The following is a 15,983-nucleotide window of genomic DNA, read 5'->3' as shown; positions in this document are numbered from 1 at the left end:
CATCCCACGCAGCGTCGACCGGACGGGCACTTGACGCCTCGGCCAGGTACCGCGCTCGCACGCCCCGTCCTCCGCGCGGAGCGCGAACGTTGCGTCCGCTGACCCGGCTGGCCCGGCGCCTGAGCCACCACAGGTGGGCAGGTGAACTGGCGCTGCGGCTCGCACCCGCGGAGCGCGCCCTCCTCCTCCGCAGCAAGGGGCGGCGCAGCATCACCGGTGCGCTCGGCATCCCCCTGCTCCTGCTCCACACGTCCGGGGCCCGGAGCGGTTCGCCCCGCGCGGTGCCCCTGATCTACACGCCGCACGAGGGCGGCTACCTCGTCCTCGGATCGCACGGCGGCCGCGCCGACCATCCGCAGTGGACGTTCAACCTGCGGTGCGAGCCCCGTGCTGCGGTGACCCTCGACGGCGCCACCTTCCCGGTGCGGGCCGTTCTGTTGACGGGGCACGAACGGAGCCGCAGCTGGCCGATCGCGCTGGAGACCTGGCCACCGTACGAGACCTACACCCGGCTCTCCGGGCGGGAGCTTCCCGTGTTCCACCTTCGGCCCGATCCCGACCACGACCACGACCACGACCCGGCAGGAGGATCACCCGCGGAGCGGCACCCGTGAGCCGACACCGCCGAACCGCCCGGCAGGTGCGTCCGCGGCGAGGTCGATCCGCGGTCGCCCGCAAGGGGCATCGGCCCGGGCGGAAGTCCGCCCCGACCGATGCCCCGGGCCTTCAGCGGCGGTGCGTCGCGCCGGAGATCACGACCGCGTCGGAGCCGGGGCGGCCTCCGGCGAAGCCCCGGCGAGTTCGGCGCCCGACCGGTTGCGCGGAACCAGCAGCGTCACCAGCGCCCCGAGCAGGGCGATCCCGCCGAACAGGACGAAGGCGAGCTGTCCGCCCAGTCCCATGCCGATCAGGACGCCGCCGAGGACGGGGCCGGCGATGCCGCCGAGCCTGCCGAACCCGGCGCACCACGCCACGCCCGCCGCGCGAGCGTTGGTCCCGTAGTAGTTGGAGACGAGCCCGTAGACCAGCACCTGGGTGCCGATCGTGCCGAATCCTGCGATCGCCACCCCTGCCAGCAGCACGACGAGCGGCAGTTCCAGCGCGAGCAGGCACAGGGAGAGCGCAGCGATCCCGAACGTGGTCGCGATGACCTGCTTCGCCCCGATCCGGTCGGCCGTCTGCGACGCGATGATGCTGCCGAAGATCGCGCCGAGGTTGAGCACGAGGAGGAACAGCAGCGAATACGACTCGCCGAAACCGTACTGCCCCATGATCTCCGGAAGCCACGTGTCCAACCCGTAGGTCAGCAGCAGACCCGAGAAGCTCATCAGCCCGAGGAGGAAGGTCGGCCACGCGTATCGCCGGGTCGCCAGCGCGGCGAATCCCACTTTCCCCCCGTTCGCGTCCTCCGCGGGTTGCTGCGCGGGGGACGGGAGCGGAACGCCCGTCTTCCGGGAGATCTCCCGAGCGCGTTCGACCTGCCCGCGGGAGTGCAGCCAGCGCGGGGACTCCGGCAACTTGGCCCAGGCCAGCGGGAGCAGCGTGACGAGCGGCAGCGCGCCGATCCAGAACAACCCGCGCCAGCCGACCGCGTCGGTGACCACGATGGCCAGCACCGAGGCGAGCACACCACCGGCGGGAACACCGCTGTAGACGACGGCGTTAAGCAGGTTGCGCTTCTGGGCCGGGGCGAACTCGGCGACCACGGCACCGGCCGTGGCCACCAGCGCACCGACACCGATTCCGGTGATGAACCGGAACAGCCCGAACACCGCGATGTTCGTGGCCATCGCCGTGATTCCCATACCAGTGGAAAAGACGACGACGTTGGTCAGGACCATTCGGCGGCGACCGATGTGGTCGCCGATCGCTCCCGCGGTGAGCGCGCCGACCAGGACGCCCACCAGCGCGTAGCTGCCGAGCGCCCCCGCCTGGGCGGGCGTCAGCGCCCCGAGCTGGCTCGGGTCGTGCAGGAGCGTCGGTACGACGGTGCCGTAGACCACCAGGTCGTAACCGTCGAAGACGAGGGTCATCGCCGCCAGGAGGACCACCCAGCGGACAGTGCTCCGCTGTCTTTTCGCGTTGAGCTGATCCGGATTGTTTTCGGGCATCGCGTCTCCATCGACGTTGAGATCAGCAGGATTCCAACTGCGCGAGGAATCCGCCCTCCGGGCGGGAGCAGCTCGACAACGCGAGGGAGACTGCCCCTGCGATCTCCGGAGGATCGGTATCGCGGCCGTTGAGGTGTGCGGACACTGGCATCCACGTGCACGCCGCCGCACCGGACATTTGTCCGGGTTCCACCTAGGAACGTGCCCTCGTCCGGGCGCTGAACCGGTCCGGGCCTCCGCTGCTGCGATATGGATATGAATCCTTCGCGAACGCGTATTTGTCCGGCTCGGATACCCGTCTTACGATGCCGTGCACCACCTGCGGAGCGCAGCGCGGAAACGGGTCCGCCTCACGTGCTGCGAGGAGGTGCGCGCCTCGATCGGACGTCGAATGGAGGAGGCTGACCCCCGGGCAATCAGGCCAGAACTAGCTCACCGCGGACATGGCCGCCACCGCGGGTTTGAACAGCGGAGAATTCAGCACCTCGGGGATCGTCGCCCGTCCCGTGAGGTAGTCGTCCACTCGTCGCCAAACCAGCGGGAACCGGGTGAGAGCGGTGTGCACGAGCGCCGGGTGCCGCGTGAAAATCCGCGCCAATCGTTCGCTCGCGCGCATTTCCGCCCCCAGCTCGGAGTCCACTTCCCGGTGGTACCTCTCCCCCTCGGTGCGCACGTCGGCTTCGCGCGCGGACCCCGCCAGCGAAGCCGCGGCACGCCCCGCCATCTTCCCGGAACGCAGGGCGAACGAAATTCCCTCGCGGAGCCACGGATCCGCCAGTCCTGCCGCATCGCCCGCCACGAGGACCGGCCCCCGTGCGAGCGGTGACTCGGTGAAGCGGCAGCGCGTCAGGTGCCCGGTGTTGCGCACCGGCTCGATGTCCGCGAAGTGGTGGCGGTCGAGGAATTCACGCATGTAACCGCGGGTCGCGTCCGGCGATCCGCGACTGCCGACCACCCCGACCGTGCAGATGTCCCCCTTGGGGAACACCCAGCCGAACGACCCCGGCAGCGGTCCCCACTCCAAGAGAGCTCGGCCGCTCCAGGCCTTCTCGGTTGCACCGTCGACGGGGACTTCGGCCTCGAGGGCCAGGTCGACCTGTCGGCACTGCACGCCCACGAACTTCGCGATGCGGCTGGCACTGCCGTCCGCGCCGACGACGGCACCGGCTCGCACCTGGTCGCCACCGCTCAACCGCAAGCGGACCTCGCCGCCGCCCAGCTCCACGCCTTTCACCGCTGTCCCGTCGCGGACCGAAACACCCGCTCGTGCGGCCTCCTCCACCAACGCCGCGTCGAACTCGTCCCGGAACACCATCTTCGCCCACGGCGGCCGCGAAGGCAGCGTTTTCGGCGACTTCCCGTTCATGGACAGCGTGACGCGCCGCACCTCGTCGTAGATGTTGAGTTCCGTGCCGGGCGAAAGCGCTTCCAGCGAACCGCCCACCAGCCCACCACCGCACGTCTTGTACCGCGGAATCCCGTCCCGCTCAAGGAGGAGCACCGCGCAACCGCGCCCGGCAGCGGCTCTGGCAGCGGAAGTTCCTGCCGGACCAGCACCGACGACGACTACGTCCCAGAAATCGGGAGAGGGACGTTGCGACATGCCACCGGTTCCTTTCCTGCCGGGCGGAGCGGATCAACGCTGCCGCCCGCGAAGGGGACTCCAGGCGGAACAGCGGGATCGCACGAGTCCACCGGTGGCTCGTACACGCCGTTCCACCAGCGCCTTCGCCTCCCGGACCGTCTCACCGACCACCCGTGCGATGGAGGGTCGTCGCTGCTCTCGACTTCATGATCACTGACGTTGCGTACGTTGTCACGGGGGCTCCGCACCGTCAAGCACGACCAGCGGTCGTCCCCGTGGTTGCCGAGATGTTCCAGCCGATGGGCGTAATCCCGTTGCGACACCACCGATCCGAGCTCCGCGGCGCGGCAGCGCGAACGAGGAGATCGGGGTCGCGAACGCTCCCTCGGCGGCGAGCGGTGGTCGCGGCCGGCAGGACCCCCGACCCGACCACCTGCCGTCAGTGTGCAGCGGGGTCGGCTGAGGCCCCGGGCGAGCTCAGCACTCGTGCAGCGGTGGCGTGGCCCGCTTCGCAGGCGGCGCGCAGACCGGCCTGTTGCAGGCGCGCGGTCAGGAACCCGGCTGCGAACGCGTCGCCTGCGCCGGTGAGGTCGCGCACTCCCCCGACCGGCGGCACCGCCACCCGCAGCGGACCCCTCCCCGGCACGAGCACGGTGGTCGGCCGCGGACCGTTCTTGACCACCGCGGTGGTCCTCGGCAGCCCGAACAACGCCGGACCCGGTCGGGAGTGCCGGACGAGTCCCAGGAACTCCGCCTCGTCCCGGTCGGCGAACAGCAACGCCGGGTCGAGCTCGGCCATCAGCGCGAGGAAGCGCTGCGCACCGTAGTGGCGCAGCATTCCGGTGGAGGACGCGTCCACCGACACCGCGGCCGCCTGCCGGTGCACGCGCCGCACCAGTTCGCACGCGGTGGTGGCCAGCGGATCGGCGGCGAAGCAGTAGGCGGGCAGGTGCAGGTGTTCCAGGTCGGCGGTCCACGCCGGGTCGACGTCCTCGAGGAGCACCGCCGCGCCGCGGTCGGGCAGCATGGTGCGCTCACCCCGGTCGTCGACGAGGACCACCACCGTGCCCGTGGTGCCGCTGCGTTGGACGGCGACGTCGACGGCCTCCTGCCGCAGCTGCGCGACGAGCGCGTCACCCGCGGCATCGGTGCCGACGCAGCCCAGGAAGCGCGTGGGATGGCGGGATGCCGCGAGGGCGGCGACGTTCGCTCCGCTACCGCCGCGCGTGCGGTGGACCGCCACCGCCGTGTCGGTGGCGTGCTGCAACGGTTCGTCCAACCGCACCACCACGTCCTCGAGGAGGTCGCCCACCACACCGAGCATGCCCGTCCCCTCCCCTCACCTGCGTTCGGCGATGGCGGCGGCGATGTCGGCGGCGACGGCGATGTTGTTGCGGTAGGCGGCGATGTTGACGTCGAGGCTGCGACCGCCGGAGGCGCGCCGGAGGTGCTCGAGCAGGTACGGCGTGATGTCCTGGCCGGTGATGTTCTCCCGGTCGGCGGCCGCCCAGGCCTCGGCCAGCAACCTGTCGTGCTCCTCCGGTGGGAGCTGCTGCTCTGCGGGGATCGGGTTGGCCACCAGCAGGGCCGCACGGAGCCCGAGCGCGTCGCGGGCGGCGACCACGGCGGCGACCTCCTCGGGAGTCGCAGCGGAGTGCTCGATTCCGTGCCCGGAGTCGGTGACGTAGAAACCGGGGTAGCGCGTGGTGCCGTAACCGACGACCGGGAGGTTCAGCGTCTCGAACCGCTGCAGCGTGGCGCCGACGTCGAGGACGGATTTGACGCCGGCGCTGACGACGGCCAGCGGTGTGCGCGCGAGGGCCACCAGGTCGGCGGATTCGTCGAACGTCGTGGCCGCGCCGTGGTGCACCCCGCCGAGACCGCCCGTCGCGAACACGGGGACACCGGCCCGGTGCGCCAGGAACGCGGTCGCCGCCACGGTGGTTCCGCCACCGAGCCCCTTGGCCACGGCCACCGGCAGGTCGCGCGCGCTGATCTTGGCGGGTTCGTCCATCGTGCCCAGGCGCTCGAGCGCGTCCTCGGACAGCCCGACCGTGGCGACCCCGTCGACGACGCCCACGGTCGCCGGAGCCACGCCGGCGTCGCGGAGCTGCTGCCGGGCGTGCAGCGCGACGTCGAGGTTGCGCGGATGCGGCAACCCGTGGGTGAAGATCGTCGACTCCAGCGCCACCACAGGTCGTCCCGCCTGCAGGGCGGAGCGCACCTCTTCCGAGACGAACACGGCTGCGGAGGTATCGGACCGCGGCATGGCACTCCTGGCGGGGAACGGGCACGGATCGAGCTCCGCGCGAGCTTATCGCCGCGCTCACCGCCGACCAACGACCTGAGCCCGCTCGGTTCCGGTGAACGTCACCCCGCACGCCGGGTGCTCGCCGCCACAGGGGACCGGGCGTCCGGGCAGCGCGGACCCGGACGCCCGGTCCCGGCTATCCCGCAGCCGGGGTGGTCCCGTCCTCGGAGGCGTCACCGTTCCCGGCGGTGGAGTCCTGGTGTTCGGCGTCCGGGCCGCGCTTGCCGAGGAAGCGCAGCCCCACCAGCATCACGCCGATCGACAGCAGGAACGCCACCCACCAGGGCACGCCGAATCCGACCGGTACGAGCCCGAGCAGGACCGCGATCGCCCCGACGTAGAGCGCGTACGGCAACTGGGTGCGCACGTGGTCGACCACGTCGCACTCCGAGGCCAGCGAGGAGATCACGGTCGTGTCCGAGATCGGCGAGCAGTGGTCGCCCCACACGGCACCGGCGAGCACGGTCGCCACGCTCGCGTACAGGATCGGGTGCCCACCTGCCGCCGCCTCGCCCTGGGCCTGCAGCAGCGCCCACGCCAGCGGGACCGCGAGCGGCGTCAGGATGCCCATGGTTCCCCAGCTCGTTCCGGTGGCGAACGCGACCGCCGCCGCCAGCACGAAGAGGATCGCCGGCAGCAGGGAGGCGGGCAGGGCATCGCTGAGCGCTCCGGCCAGGAACTCCGCCGTGCCGAGCTCCTCGGTCAGCGAGGACAGCGCCCAGGCGGCGGAGAGGATGATGACCACGAACAGCACGGACTTCACGCCCGCGAACCAGGCGTTCACCACCTGCGCGAGCGTCAGGATGCGCTGCCCCATGCTCATCGCGGTCGCCACCAGCACGGCCAGCAACGAACCCCACACCAGCGAGGCGAACGGATCGCCCGCACCCATCCGCGCGAGGACCGAATCACCGGAGCCGGTGACGAGCAGCCCCGAGAAGGTCGTCACCACCAGGACCAGGATCGGCAGCAGCGCGTTGAGGAAGCGGCGCGGTGTGTGCTCGGCGGGCTTCAGCTCGGCTTCCACCTCGCCGCCCGATCCGAGGTTCGACCCCGGGCGCAGCACGGCGCCGGTCTCCCGAGCGCGCCGCTCGGCGCGCGCCATCGGGCCGAAATCACGCCTGCTGGCGGCGATGGCGAACACGAAGAGGATCGCCAGCACCGGGTAGAAGGCGAAGCGCAGGGAGCTGACGAACACGGCGAACGCGCCCTGCTCGAGTCCGATCTTGCCGACGGCGTCGCCGATCAGGCCGACCTGGTACCCGATCCAGGTGGTGAACAGACCGATCGTGGCCACCGGCGCCGCGGTGGAGTCGACGACGTAGGCGAGCTTCTCGCGCGAGATCCGCAGCCGGTCGGTGATCGGGCGCATCGTGTTGCCCACGACGAGGCTGTTGGCGTAGTCGTCGAAGAAGACGGCCAACCCGAGGCCGCCGGTCGCGACCTGGCCGCGCCGCGGCGTGGACGCCCAGTGCGTCACCACCTTCACGATGCCGTCGGTGCCGCCGTTGCGGCGGATCAGGCCGACCATCCCGCCGATCATCAGCGTGGCGACCACGATCATCATGTGGTCGTGGTCGGCCAGCGCGTCGACGATGTGCACACCGACCGTGTCGACCAGCGACGTGCCCACCCCGGCGAGGGTCGCTCCGCCCAGCAACCAGGCGCCGAGCCAGATGCCCGCGAACAGCGCGGGGATGACCTGGCGGGTCACCAGGGCGAGGCCGATCGCGAGCAGCGGCGGCAGTATCGAAGGCCAGGTCCCGGTCATCGAGTTCCTTTCGGCGTGACGCTCGGACGGAGTGCCGGTGTCCGGACGGCCTGCGCGGGGCCGCGTGCTGCCACCGGCGCAGCTCGGAAACGTGATCCCGATCACCACGTGGAGATGACGAACACCGTATCCCCCGCACGAACGATCACCAACCGCCGCCCGTTGCTTCACTCCCCGTTCGAACCGGGGATCGTTGCGCGGTCGTTGCACGGGCTTGCAGCGCCCCTGCCTGACCGCGGCCCGCTCACGCGCTCGTTCGGCCGCGTACGACCCCCGCGACCGGTCGGCCGCACGGCGTGCGCGGCTCGGTGCCCCTCCCGGCACGCACTTCTCCGACCTCCTCGAGGAGTGCGCATCGCTGAGAACTCGTGCTCGCGAGCCTGGCATGACCTCGGGGGAGCCGGGGGCGCGTGCGCAGATGTCCCGGTCCGGCTCGACCGGCTGATACCGCGCCTCGGCGCTCACGAGCCGGGCGAGGGGTCTGGCCGGCGGGTGCCGACCAGCCCCCCGCCCCGCTCGGTTCGAGCAGCGCGCAGCACGCCGCAGCAGCTGCGCCTCCGCCGGTACCGCCCAGTTCCCGAGGTTCAGCCACCGTCTTCCGCCCGCACGAGCGTGACGGGAACCGAATTGGTGACGATGTCGAGCACGGGCGACGTGCGCTGGACGTGGTGGCACAGCTGCTCGACCTGCTCCTCGGTCGCGTCGGCGTCGACCCGGTAGCGAACCTCGATCTGCTGGTAGCCGGGTCGGGTGGTTTCCGAGAGCCCGAGGAACCCGTGCAGGTCGAGGACCCCTTCGACGTCGAAGTCCAGGCTGCGGACCTCGATTCCCCGCGCGGCGGCGTTGTAGACGAAACCCACCGTCAGGCACGATGTGAGCGCGTGCAGCACCGTCTCCACCGCGTTCGGGGCGTGGTTGGCGCCCAGGAGGACCGGAGGCTCATCGCCGTCCAGTGTGAACGCATCGGCGCGCGAGTGGTCCTCGGTGCCCGCACCGTAGAACTCCTTGATCGTCGTCCGGCTGTGCCCGCCGCCTTCCCATGCGGTGGTGGCCCGGAACCGGAAGGCGGCGATGGTGGGATCGTTCTGGATCGCGCCGATGGTTTCGGTGAGTTGAGTGACGTTGATTCCGTTGCGCTCGATCGCCTCCGGAGTCGTGGTGGACATGGTCGTCTCCTTCGTTGTCGGTGTTCACCGGGTGTTGCGGTTGTTCGGTCGTCGGCTGGTCACCGCGTCCCGGTTGTTCCGCGTTCCGACCCAGCGCCCCCAGGTGAGGGCGTGGACGGGGGTCAGCGTGGTGTTGCCGAGGTCGGTGAACCCGTGCCGTTCCAGCAGCGCGTCGTAGGCCCGGCGAGGTAGCAGCTGGTCGTCGATCTGGCACTCGAAGAACTGGACGCCGGCCATCACCCTGCCGGGCACGGTCGCCAAGACCCCGTCGCTGTCCGGGAACGGGAAGTCGGAGATCACGAACAACCCGCCCGGCTCGAGCGCCCGCTTGATCTGCTCGGTGACCCGGTCGATATCGCGGCACTCGTGCATGGTGACGTTGTTGATCACCAGCGAGGCCGGCCGCTCGATCGTGAATTCCTCCAGCGGCGCGGTCACCAACCGCACCCGCTCGGCGATTCCGGCAGCCTCGACGGTGCGCCGAGCCATCTCGATCGAGTGGGCGTCACCGTCCACCCCGATCAACTCGCAGGCGGGGTAGTGCTCCGCCAGCCGGACCAGCCCCAGCCCCGCGCCGCAGCCGGTGTCGACGATCACGCCGCCTTCGGCCAACCGCGTCGCGAGCCCCGGGACCTGCTCGAGCCCTCCGGGAACCAACCGGGTGTAGAACGGCCTGCCAGAGCGGGACACACCGTCGATCCACTCGGGACTGGTGTCGTGCCACCACATCCGCTCCCCCGTGCCGAGCACCTGCTCGAACCGGTCGAACAGTTCGTGCTGCTCGAAGACCGCGAAGATGCCGCCCGCGTAGGACGGGCTGTTCTCGTCCAGCAGCAGGGTCGCCATGTGCGGTGCGAGGCGATAGGTGTCGCCGTCCCGCTCGCAGACGCCGCAGGCGAGGGCTGAGCGGCACCACACGCCCACGTAGAACTGGTCGTGGCCGGTGCGTGCGGCCAAGTCGTCCGCGGTGGCGCCTGCTGGTGCGTCGGCCAGGGCTCGGACGAGTCCGGAGCGCAGACCGATCCCGATCGTGCGGTGTCCCGCGTACCCGGCCACCTGACCGAGCAGGATCGCCGCCTGTTCCTCGAGTTCCGGCGCTGGTGCTGTGGCGGTCATGGTGCGTTCCTTTCGCTCGAGGTGACCACTCGGTGTTTGGCGGCGCGGAGACGTCAACCGCGGTGCGGCGCAACGAGGCCGAGAAGGCGCACCAGCTCCGCTGCAACCGGCTCGGGCTCCATCTCGGGGCCGAGATGACCGACGTCGGGGATCTCGCGCACCCGGCAGTCGACGAGCCTGTCGGCGAGGTAGTCCACGACACCGGCGTAGAACGAGTGCGTGCGGGAGCCACGCACGAGGAGAACGGGAACTCCGACGCGCTCCAGCAGGGACAGGTCGGACAGGCTGGGCGGACCCGACTGCGCGACTTCCTCGAGAACGACGGGAACGAGCGGCGCCATCTCGCGCACCGCGTCCGCTTCGGAGACGAGGGACCGCTCGGTTTCGTTGATCAAGGCCAGGTCCTCCAGGAAGATCCACGCGGCGTCGGTGAACCTGTCCTCGGCGACCGCGCGCCGCACCTCGGTGAAGGCCTGCGCGTAACGGGCGTGCAGGTCCTCGTCACCGAGTTCGGTGAGGGTCGGTTCGTACAGTGCGAGGGTGGTGACGGCCGAGGTGCGCGACGCCGCTTCCAACGCGTGCGCGCCTCCGGCCGAGTGGCCGAACAGCACCACCGGTTCGCCGATGCTCTCCACGAACGCGATGACGTCTTCCACCAGACGTGCGCGGGAGTGGTCGCGGCTGTCGCCGCTCAGAGCACGACCGCGGGTGTTGAGGGCATAGCAGGTGAAGTGGCCGGTCAGGTGCGGCAGCAGAGCGTTCCAGGCGGTCTCGCCGTCGGCCGGGCCGCCCGGGACGAGCACCAGGGGAGGCCCCTGCCCGCGCACCCGCCCGGCGATGGGCGTGCCGTCCGCGGAGGCTGTTCGATGAATGCGGTCGTCGGTCATGGTTGGTTCCTTCGCGGAATGGGCCGCTCGACGCGAAGGCCGCGGTCCTCGGTTCGCCGCCGGGCTCGCCGCAGGAAGATCAGTCCTCCCCGGCGAGCACCTGCGCGCGTGTCCGGAAACACCGACATCGTGGCAAACGCCGGATGTGGGCCGGCTGCGATCCGGTTGTGCCCGTGCTGCGGGAGGAGCCGCCGGGACGAGAACGCTGCACGAGGGGACACCGCGGGAAAGGAGTCCCCGGTCACTCGCCGAGCAGGGTGTTGATCCGGGCGAGCGCCTCCTCCCCCACCCGGCGCACGTCGAGCGCCTGCCCCTGCGCGGCCAGTGCCTGCGCTGCGTCACGACCGAGCCGCCCCTCGACCTTCCTCCACGCCCGGGTGAGGCGCGTCGCCTCGAGACCGTAGGTCGGGGTCACGCCGGAGGTTACCGCCCCGTGGAGGATCGCCGCATGCTCGTCGGCCTGCACTTCCGCGAGCAGCTCCACCAGGTTGCGCACCGCAGTCAACTGGTGGGTGTGGTCGCCGACGCCCCGCCAGTGCAGCACGACGTCGCGGAATGCGCGCAGCGCCTCATCGACCTGCCCCCTACGACCCAGGGACGAAGCGAGGCAAACCAGCGAGACGCCCTCGATGAGGCGATTGCCGACACTGCGGGCGAGTGTCACCGCTTCCTCCAGCGCGACAGCGGCGCGGTCCGGATCCCGTTCCATGTGGACCTCGCCGTCGCAGTAACGGGCGAAGGCCCGCATGCTCGGGTTACCGGAGCGCTCGGCGACGTGCCGGAGCTCGGGAACGCCGGTGGCCGCCGCCTCGATCTCGCCTCGGTAGAGGTGACCGAGGATGCGGTTCACCCACAGGAAGGACAGATGGTAGCCGGAGTTGACCCCCTCGGCTTCCTGCTGGTGCCTGTCAGCGAGGTCGATGACGGTCTCGAGCTGCCCTTCGTACATCGCGGCGGTCGCGATCGCTCCCAGCGCGACCAGCGAGACGGGAGTGCCGGGCTCGGCCGCCCGGTACGCCTCGGAGGCTTCGTTCACGGCACGGTCGCACTCGTCCCGGCTGGTCGCTCCCCAGGCCGCCGTAACCAAGGCCCCGGCACGGGCGGGATGTCCGTTCGCCCCCGCCAACGACAGCGCCCGGCGCGCCCAGGTCGTCACCTCGTCGCGCAGCCGGAAGACGACCTCGTCGGTCAACGCGGCGGGCAGTCGCAGGGCGAGATCCACATCGCCCGCGGCGATCGCCCGTGCGTGGGCTGCACGCAGGTCATCGATCGCTCCGGTGATGGCCGCGACGGCCTCCGGCTCCGCCGGGCCGCGGGCCCGGGGGCCGTGCAGCTCCGCCAGCGCCACGTGGTGGGCGGCGTGCGACCTCCGCATCGCCTCTGCGATGCCGCGTTCTTCCAACCTGCACAGGCCGAAGTCCCGCATCGTGTCGAGCAGTCGGTAGCGCACCGCGTCGCCGTCGCGCTGCACCACGACCATCGACTTGTCGACCAGCTCGCCGAGCAGGCCCGCGATCACCTCCCGGGGGAGCTGCTCGTCGCAGCACACGCCCTCGACCGTCACCAGCGGGACCGCGCTCGCGAAGACCGCGAGCCGGTCGAAGAGATCGGCCTCCCCCGGGGCCAGCAGGTCGTAGGACCAGGCCACCACGGCCTCCAGGGTGCGGTGGCGGCCGCCCTGGTGCCGCGGCCCACCGCCGAACACGGCGAAGCGCTGATCGAGCCGGTCCACCAGTGCGTCGGGCGATAGCGCCCGGCTGCGGGCGGCGGCGAGCTCGATGGCCAGCGGCATGCCGTCGAGCCGGCGACACAGCTCGGCCACGACGCCCGCGTTGGTGTCGCTGAGCCGGAAGTCGGGGTCCACTGCCCGCGCCCGCACGCAGAACAGGCTGCCTGCCGAAGTGGCCAGCACGTCAGCTGTCCGCGCTCCTCCGGGCGGGACGGCGAGCGGAGTCACCGGCCAGACCCGCTCGTTCGGCAGCCGCAGCCGCTCGCGCGACGTGGCCAGCACCGTGATGCCGGGACAGCCGGCCACGATCGTTTCCACGTGCGGTGTGACGGCGTCGATCACGTGCTCGCAGTTGTCCAGGAACAGCAGCTGGTGCCGGTCCGCGAGTCCCGACACCAGCGCGTCGGTCATCGACTGCCCGCCGGACGGTTGGACCGCGAGCGCGGCGGTGAGAGCACCGCCGACGCCCTCGGCGTCCCGCACGTGCGCCAGGACGCAGGAGAGCACGCCGTCGCGCCACACCGGGCCGGTGTGCTCCACGAGGTGCTCGGCCAGGCGGGTCTTGCCGACGCCGCCGGGTCCGGTGAGCGTCACCAGCGAGGCGCTCCTCAACCAGGTGCTCACGGTCTCGATGTCGTGTTCCCGCCCCAGCAGCGGATCCGCCTCCCGGGTGGGTTCGGCCACCGGCGTGATCCGCGGTGCTCGGGGAGGTGCGGGAGCGGTGTCTTGGCGCAGGATCTCCTCGTGCAGGCCGCGCAACTCGGGTGACGGGTCGATCCCGAGCTCGTCGCGCAACCGGGTCTGCACCTTCCGGAAGGTGGCCAGCGCCTCGGCCCGCCGGCCCGCGGTCACGAGGGCGCGCATGAGTTGCCCGTGGACCCGTTCGTCGAGCGGTCCGGCCTGGACCATCCGTGGCAACTCCCGGAGGGCCTCGTCGTGCATGCCGAGTGCAAGCAGAGCCTCGATCCGGTCGGCCGCCGCGGCGTCGCGCTGTTGGTCGAGCTGGCGTGCCGCCGCTACCAAGCTCGGGTGGTCGGACAAGCCGCCGAACGCCGGGCCGTCCCAGTAGCTTTCCGCCTGGTCGAGCAGAGCGAGCTTCTCCCACGGGTTGTGGCACCGTTGCGCCTGCCCGAGCAGGTCGCGGTACAGGCGCGCGTCGAACTCGTGGGCGACGAGGTCCGGGCGGTAGCCATCGCCCGCGCTGTCCACCGGCGGCGATTCGCCAGGAGCCAGCGAAGACAGCTGGTGGCGCAGCCGGGAGACGTGGCTTTGGAGCGACTTCCGGGCGGTTCCGGGGGGAATCGACCCCCACAGCGCGTCGACGAGCCTGTCGGCGGAGACGACCTCGCCGTCGCCGGCGAGCAGCAGTGCCAGGATGGTGCGCTGCTGACCGCGCGCGAGCGTCACCCGGCGTCCGCTCGCGAGGACGCCCACCGAGCCCAGCACCAGGAACCGCATCCGTCACCATTCTAGGATTGCGCGGGGGTTTTGCACCGATTCGTCGTTCGGGTCCCGCTGCTGCGGCGAGGATCGCGACGGAAGGCCGCGCGAGCAGCAGGAGGTGCGGCATCACCGCTCCTCCGCCGAGGCCGCCGTTCCACCACCGCGGTCGCAGTCGGCCTGCTCGAGGGGGTCGGCGACCCCGCCGAGCAGGCCACGTCCACCGGTGGTGCCTCCGCGTTCACGCGCGATGCGCGTAGCGCGCCTCGAACGCGTGGAACGCCACCTCCTGCCGCCACTGCAACCGGGCCTTGGTGCTGGAGCGCAGCAGCTCGGCGCAGGAGGCGACCGGAGCGCCCCTGCCGGGTGCGGGCGCGGCGCACTCCGGCCTCATCCGGTAGGTGTCGGCATCGGCCCACAGGCTCTCCCCGGGCATGAACCCGTGCTCCAGCGAGGCGCGCGCGCTGTCCTTGAGCTGCGAGTAGCTCAGCCCGAAGCGGGCGGCCGCCCTCCGGTACTCGGCGGTGATGTCGCTGCGCGAGACCCCCGGGTCGTCGGTGGACAGCGCGACCGGCACGTCGTGCTCCAGGTACGCGGGCAGCGGGTGCTCCTCGGGCCCGCACGCGCGCAGGATCTGGCAGTTGCTGGTCAGCGGGGCTTCGAGGGCGATGTCGTCCGCGGCCATGCGCTGCGCCAGCGAACGCCAGTCGTGCTCGTGCTGCAGGTCGACGCCGTGCCCGATCCGGTCGGCCCCGGCGACGCTGACGGCCTGGTTGATGTGGAAGGTCAGGTCCTCGGGTTTGACCAGCCCCGGCACCAGCTCCCCGGCGTGCAGCGTGACCTGCACGCCGGGGTAGTGCTCGCCCAGGTAGTCGATCATGCGCATGTGCAGCGTGTAGTCCCGCAGCGAGACCGGGTCGTCCTCGGGCTGGACCATGTTCAGCCCCACGAACCGGGGATCGTCCTGGGAGAGTTCGAACCCCAGCAGCAACTGGGTGAACACGTTCGCCGGGTCCTGCGCCCGGGCGACCTGGTAGTCCAGCCGGACCTCCACGTCGCAGCCCGGCTTCGCGCGCGGTGTGCCGCAGTTCAGCAGCTCGCGCGCGCGGTCGACGTCCCGGTCGGTCCGGCGGACGGCGGCGTCCTCGACGTCGTCGAAGCCGTGATGCAGCAGCTCCCGCCGCAGCCGGCGGAAGTCCGCGGTGGTGTGCGGGTCGAAGCCGACCCGGTCCACCAGGTCCTGGATCCCGTCGTGCTGGCGCGACAGCAGCGTTTCGACGTAGAACTGGTTCTGCCGGGAGGCGTCGGTGGCGACCTCGGCGAGCATGTCCCCGGTCCGCCCCTCCGCGGCGGCCGAGAACTTGCCGAACGTGGCGAAGAAGTGGTCGTGCCCGGACTCGGGCCCGCCCGGCTCGAAGCCCTCCATGGACCAGGCCTCGATCACCTCGCGGCGGAACGCCGGGTCGCTCCGCGCGTCGGAGGCCGGGCGCTGGCCGGCCTCGCACGGTCCGGGCGAGGAGGCCAGGGTACGGGCGTCGATGCAGCGACCGTCCTCGGCCGCGTAGCGGATCAGCGACTCGGTGGACACCGCCCCGACCAGGTGGTTGTGCAGGTCCCCGCCCTTGGGCACGGCCCGCGCGAACTCGGCGAGCTCCTCCGGCTGGGAGCGGATCCCGTCCAGGTACCTGTTCACCCGGCACTCCCGGTCCCGGGGATCGCAGTCGGCCGCCCGGGCGGGGGTCGTGGACAGCGCCGGGAACGAGACCGCGGTCAGCAGCGACACCGCTGCCAGACCGAGGACGCGGGGACCGCTGCGGCGTCGCGCGGGCCTGCGCGCTCGCTCGTTCGTGGTGGATGGCATGCGGGC

The 15,983-nt window shown here is 71.4% G+C and carries 11 protein-coding genes; 1 reads left to right on the top strand and 10 read right to left on the bottom strand.

Features of this window, described 5'->3' with window-relative positions:
• Positions 1-89: 89 nt before the first annotated feature.
• On the top strand, positions 90-614 hold the full coding sequence (locus tag ACYVJE_RS07370) for a nitroreductase/quinone reductase family protein (RefSeq protein ID WP_461143858.1): 525 nt from the start codon (positions 90-92) through the stop codon (positions 612-614).
• A gap of 138 nt (positions 615-752) precedes the next feature.
• Here the strand turns inward: ACYVJE_RS07370 and ACYVJE_RS07365 are convergent, their stop codons facing one another.
• From ACYVJE_RS07365 to ACYVJE_RS07320, 10 genes are all read right to left on the bottom strand, one after another.
• Positions 753-2,111, bottom strand: coding sequence for an MFS transporter (locus tag ACYVJE_RS07365; protein WP_461143857.1), 1,359 nt, complete (start codon positions 2,109-2,111; stop codon positions 753-755).
• A gap of 427 nt (positions 2,112-2,538) precedes the next feature.
• Positions 2,539-3,714, bottom strand: coding sequence for a geranylgeranyl reductase family protein (locus ACYVJE_RS07360; protein WP_461143856.1), 1,176 nt, complete (start codon positions 3,712-3,714; stop codon positions 2,539-2,541).
• A 421-nt stretch (positions 3,715-4,135) separates the two neighbouring features.
• Positions 4,136-5,020, bottom strand: coding sequence for a carbohydrate kinase family protein (locus tag ACYVJE_RS07355; RefSeq protein ID WP_461143855.1), 885 nt, complete (start codon positions 5,018-5,020; stop codon positions 4,136-4,138).
• Positions 5,021-5,035: 15 nt separating this feature from the next.
• The gene (locus tag ACYVJE_RS07350) at positions 5,036-5,965 is read right to left on the bottom strand and encodes a pseudouridine-5'-phosphate glycosidase (protein ID WP_461143854.1); all 930 of its coding nucleotides are present in this window, start codon (positions 5,963-5,965) and stop codon (positions 5,036-5,038) included.
• Positions 5,966-6,143: 178 nt separating this feature from the next.
• The gene (locus ACYVJE_RS07345) at positions 6,144-7,778 is read right to left on the bottom strand and encodes a Na+/H+ antiporter NhaC family protein (RefSeq protein WP_461143853.1); all 1,635 of its coding nucleotides are present in this window, start codon (positions 7,776-7,778) and stop codon (positions 6,144-6,146) included.
• Positions 7,779-8,362: 584 nt separating this feature from the next.
• A complete protein-coding gene (locus tag ACYVJE_RS07340; protein WP_461143852.1) occupies positions 8,363-8,944 on the bottom strand; it encodes an OsmC family protein in 582 nt (193 codons plus the stop codon).
• A 24-nt stretch (positions 8,945-8,968) separates the two neighbouring features.
• Complete coding sequence (locus tag ACYVJE_RS07335) at positions 8,969-10,060, bottom strand: class I SAM-dependent methyltransferase (protein WP_461143851.1); 1,092 nt, start codon at positions 10,058-10,060, stop codon at positions 8,969-8,971.
• 53 nt (positions 10,061-10,113) lie between these two features.
• Positions 10,114-10,947 carry an alpha/beta fold hydrolase gene (locus ACYVJE_RS07330; RefSeq protein WP_461143850.1) on the bottom strand — a complete coding sequence of 278 codons (834 nt, stop codon included), beginning with the start codon at positions 10,945-10,947 and terminating at the stop codon, positions 10,114-10,116.
• 241 nt (positions 10,948-11,188) lie between these two features.
• Positions 11,189-14,134 carry a BTAD domain-containing putative transcriptional regulator gene (locus ACYVJE_RS07325; protein WP_461143849.1) on the bottom strand — a complete coding sequence of 982 codons (2,946 nt, stop codon included), beginning with the start codon at positions 14,132-14,134 and terminating at the stop codon, positions 11,189-11,191.
• A 223-nt stretch (positions 14,135-14,357) separates the two neighbouring features.
• The gene (locus tag ACYVJE_RS07320) at positions 14,358-15,977 is read right to left on the bottom strand and encodes an adenosine deaminase family protein (protein ID WP_461143848.1); all 1,620 of its coding nucleotides are present in this window, start codon (positions 15,975-15,977) and stop codon (positions 14,358-14,360) included.
• Positions 15,978-15,983 lie beyond the last annotated feature (6 nt).

The organism is Salinifilum aidingensis, assembly GCF_054782015.1.
Note: the sequence above shows the minus strand (reverse complement) of the source record. Positions and strands in the feature narration are given on the sequence as shown.

What these genes read in the sequence shown, in the direction of transcription:
- ACYVJE_RS07365 (WP_461143857.1), bottom strand. Translation starts at nt 2,111, where the DNA reads ATGCCCGAAAACAATCCGGATCAGCTCAACGCGAAAAGACAGCGGAGC.
- ACYVJE_RS07360 (WP_461143856.1), bottom strand. Translation starts at nt 3,714, where the DNA reads ATGTCGCAACGTCCCTCTCCCGATTTCTGGGACGTAGTCGTCGTCGGT.
- ACYVJE_RS07355 (WP_461143855.1), bottom strand. Translation starts at nt 5,020, where the DNA reads ATGCTCGGTGTGGTGGGCGACCTCCTCGAGGACGTGGTGGTGCGGTTG.
- ACYVJE_RS07350 (WP_461143854.1), bottom strand. Translation starts at nt 5,965, where the DNA reads ATGCCGCGGTCCGATACCTCCGCAGCCGTGTTCGTCTCGGAAGAGGTG.
- ACYVJE_RS07345 (WP_461143853.1), bottom strand. Translation starts at nt 7,778, where the DNA reads ATGACCGGGACCTGGCCTTCGATACTGCCGCCGCTGCTCGCGATCGGC.
- ACYVJE_RS07340 (WP_461143852.1), bottom strand. Translation starts at nt 8,944, where the DNA reads ATGTCCACCACGACTCCGGAGGCGATCGAGCGCAACGGAATCAACGTC.
- ACYVJE_RS07335 (WP_461143851.1), bottom strand. Translation starts at nt 10,060, where the DNA reads ATGACCGCCACAGCACCAGCGCCGGAACTCGAGGAACAGGCGGCGATC.
- ACYVJE_RS07330 (WP_461143850.1), bottom strand. Translation starts at nt 10,947, where the DNA reads ATGACCGACGACCGCATTCATCGAACAGCCTCCGCGGACGGCACGCCC.
- ACYVJE_RS07325 (WP_461143849.1), bottom strand. Translation starts at nt 14,134, where the DNA reads ATGCGGTTCCTGGTGCTGGGCTCGGTGGGCGTCCTCGCGAGCGGACGC.
- ACYVJE_RS07320 (WP_461143848.1), bottom strand. Translation starts at nt 15,977, where the DNA reads ATGCCATCCACCACGAACGAGCGAGCGCGCAGGCCCGCGCGACGCCGC.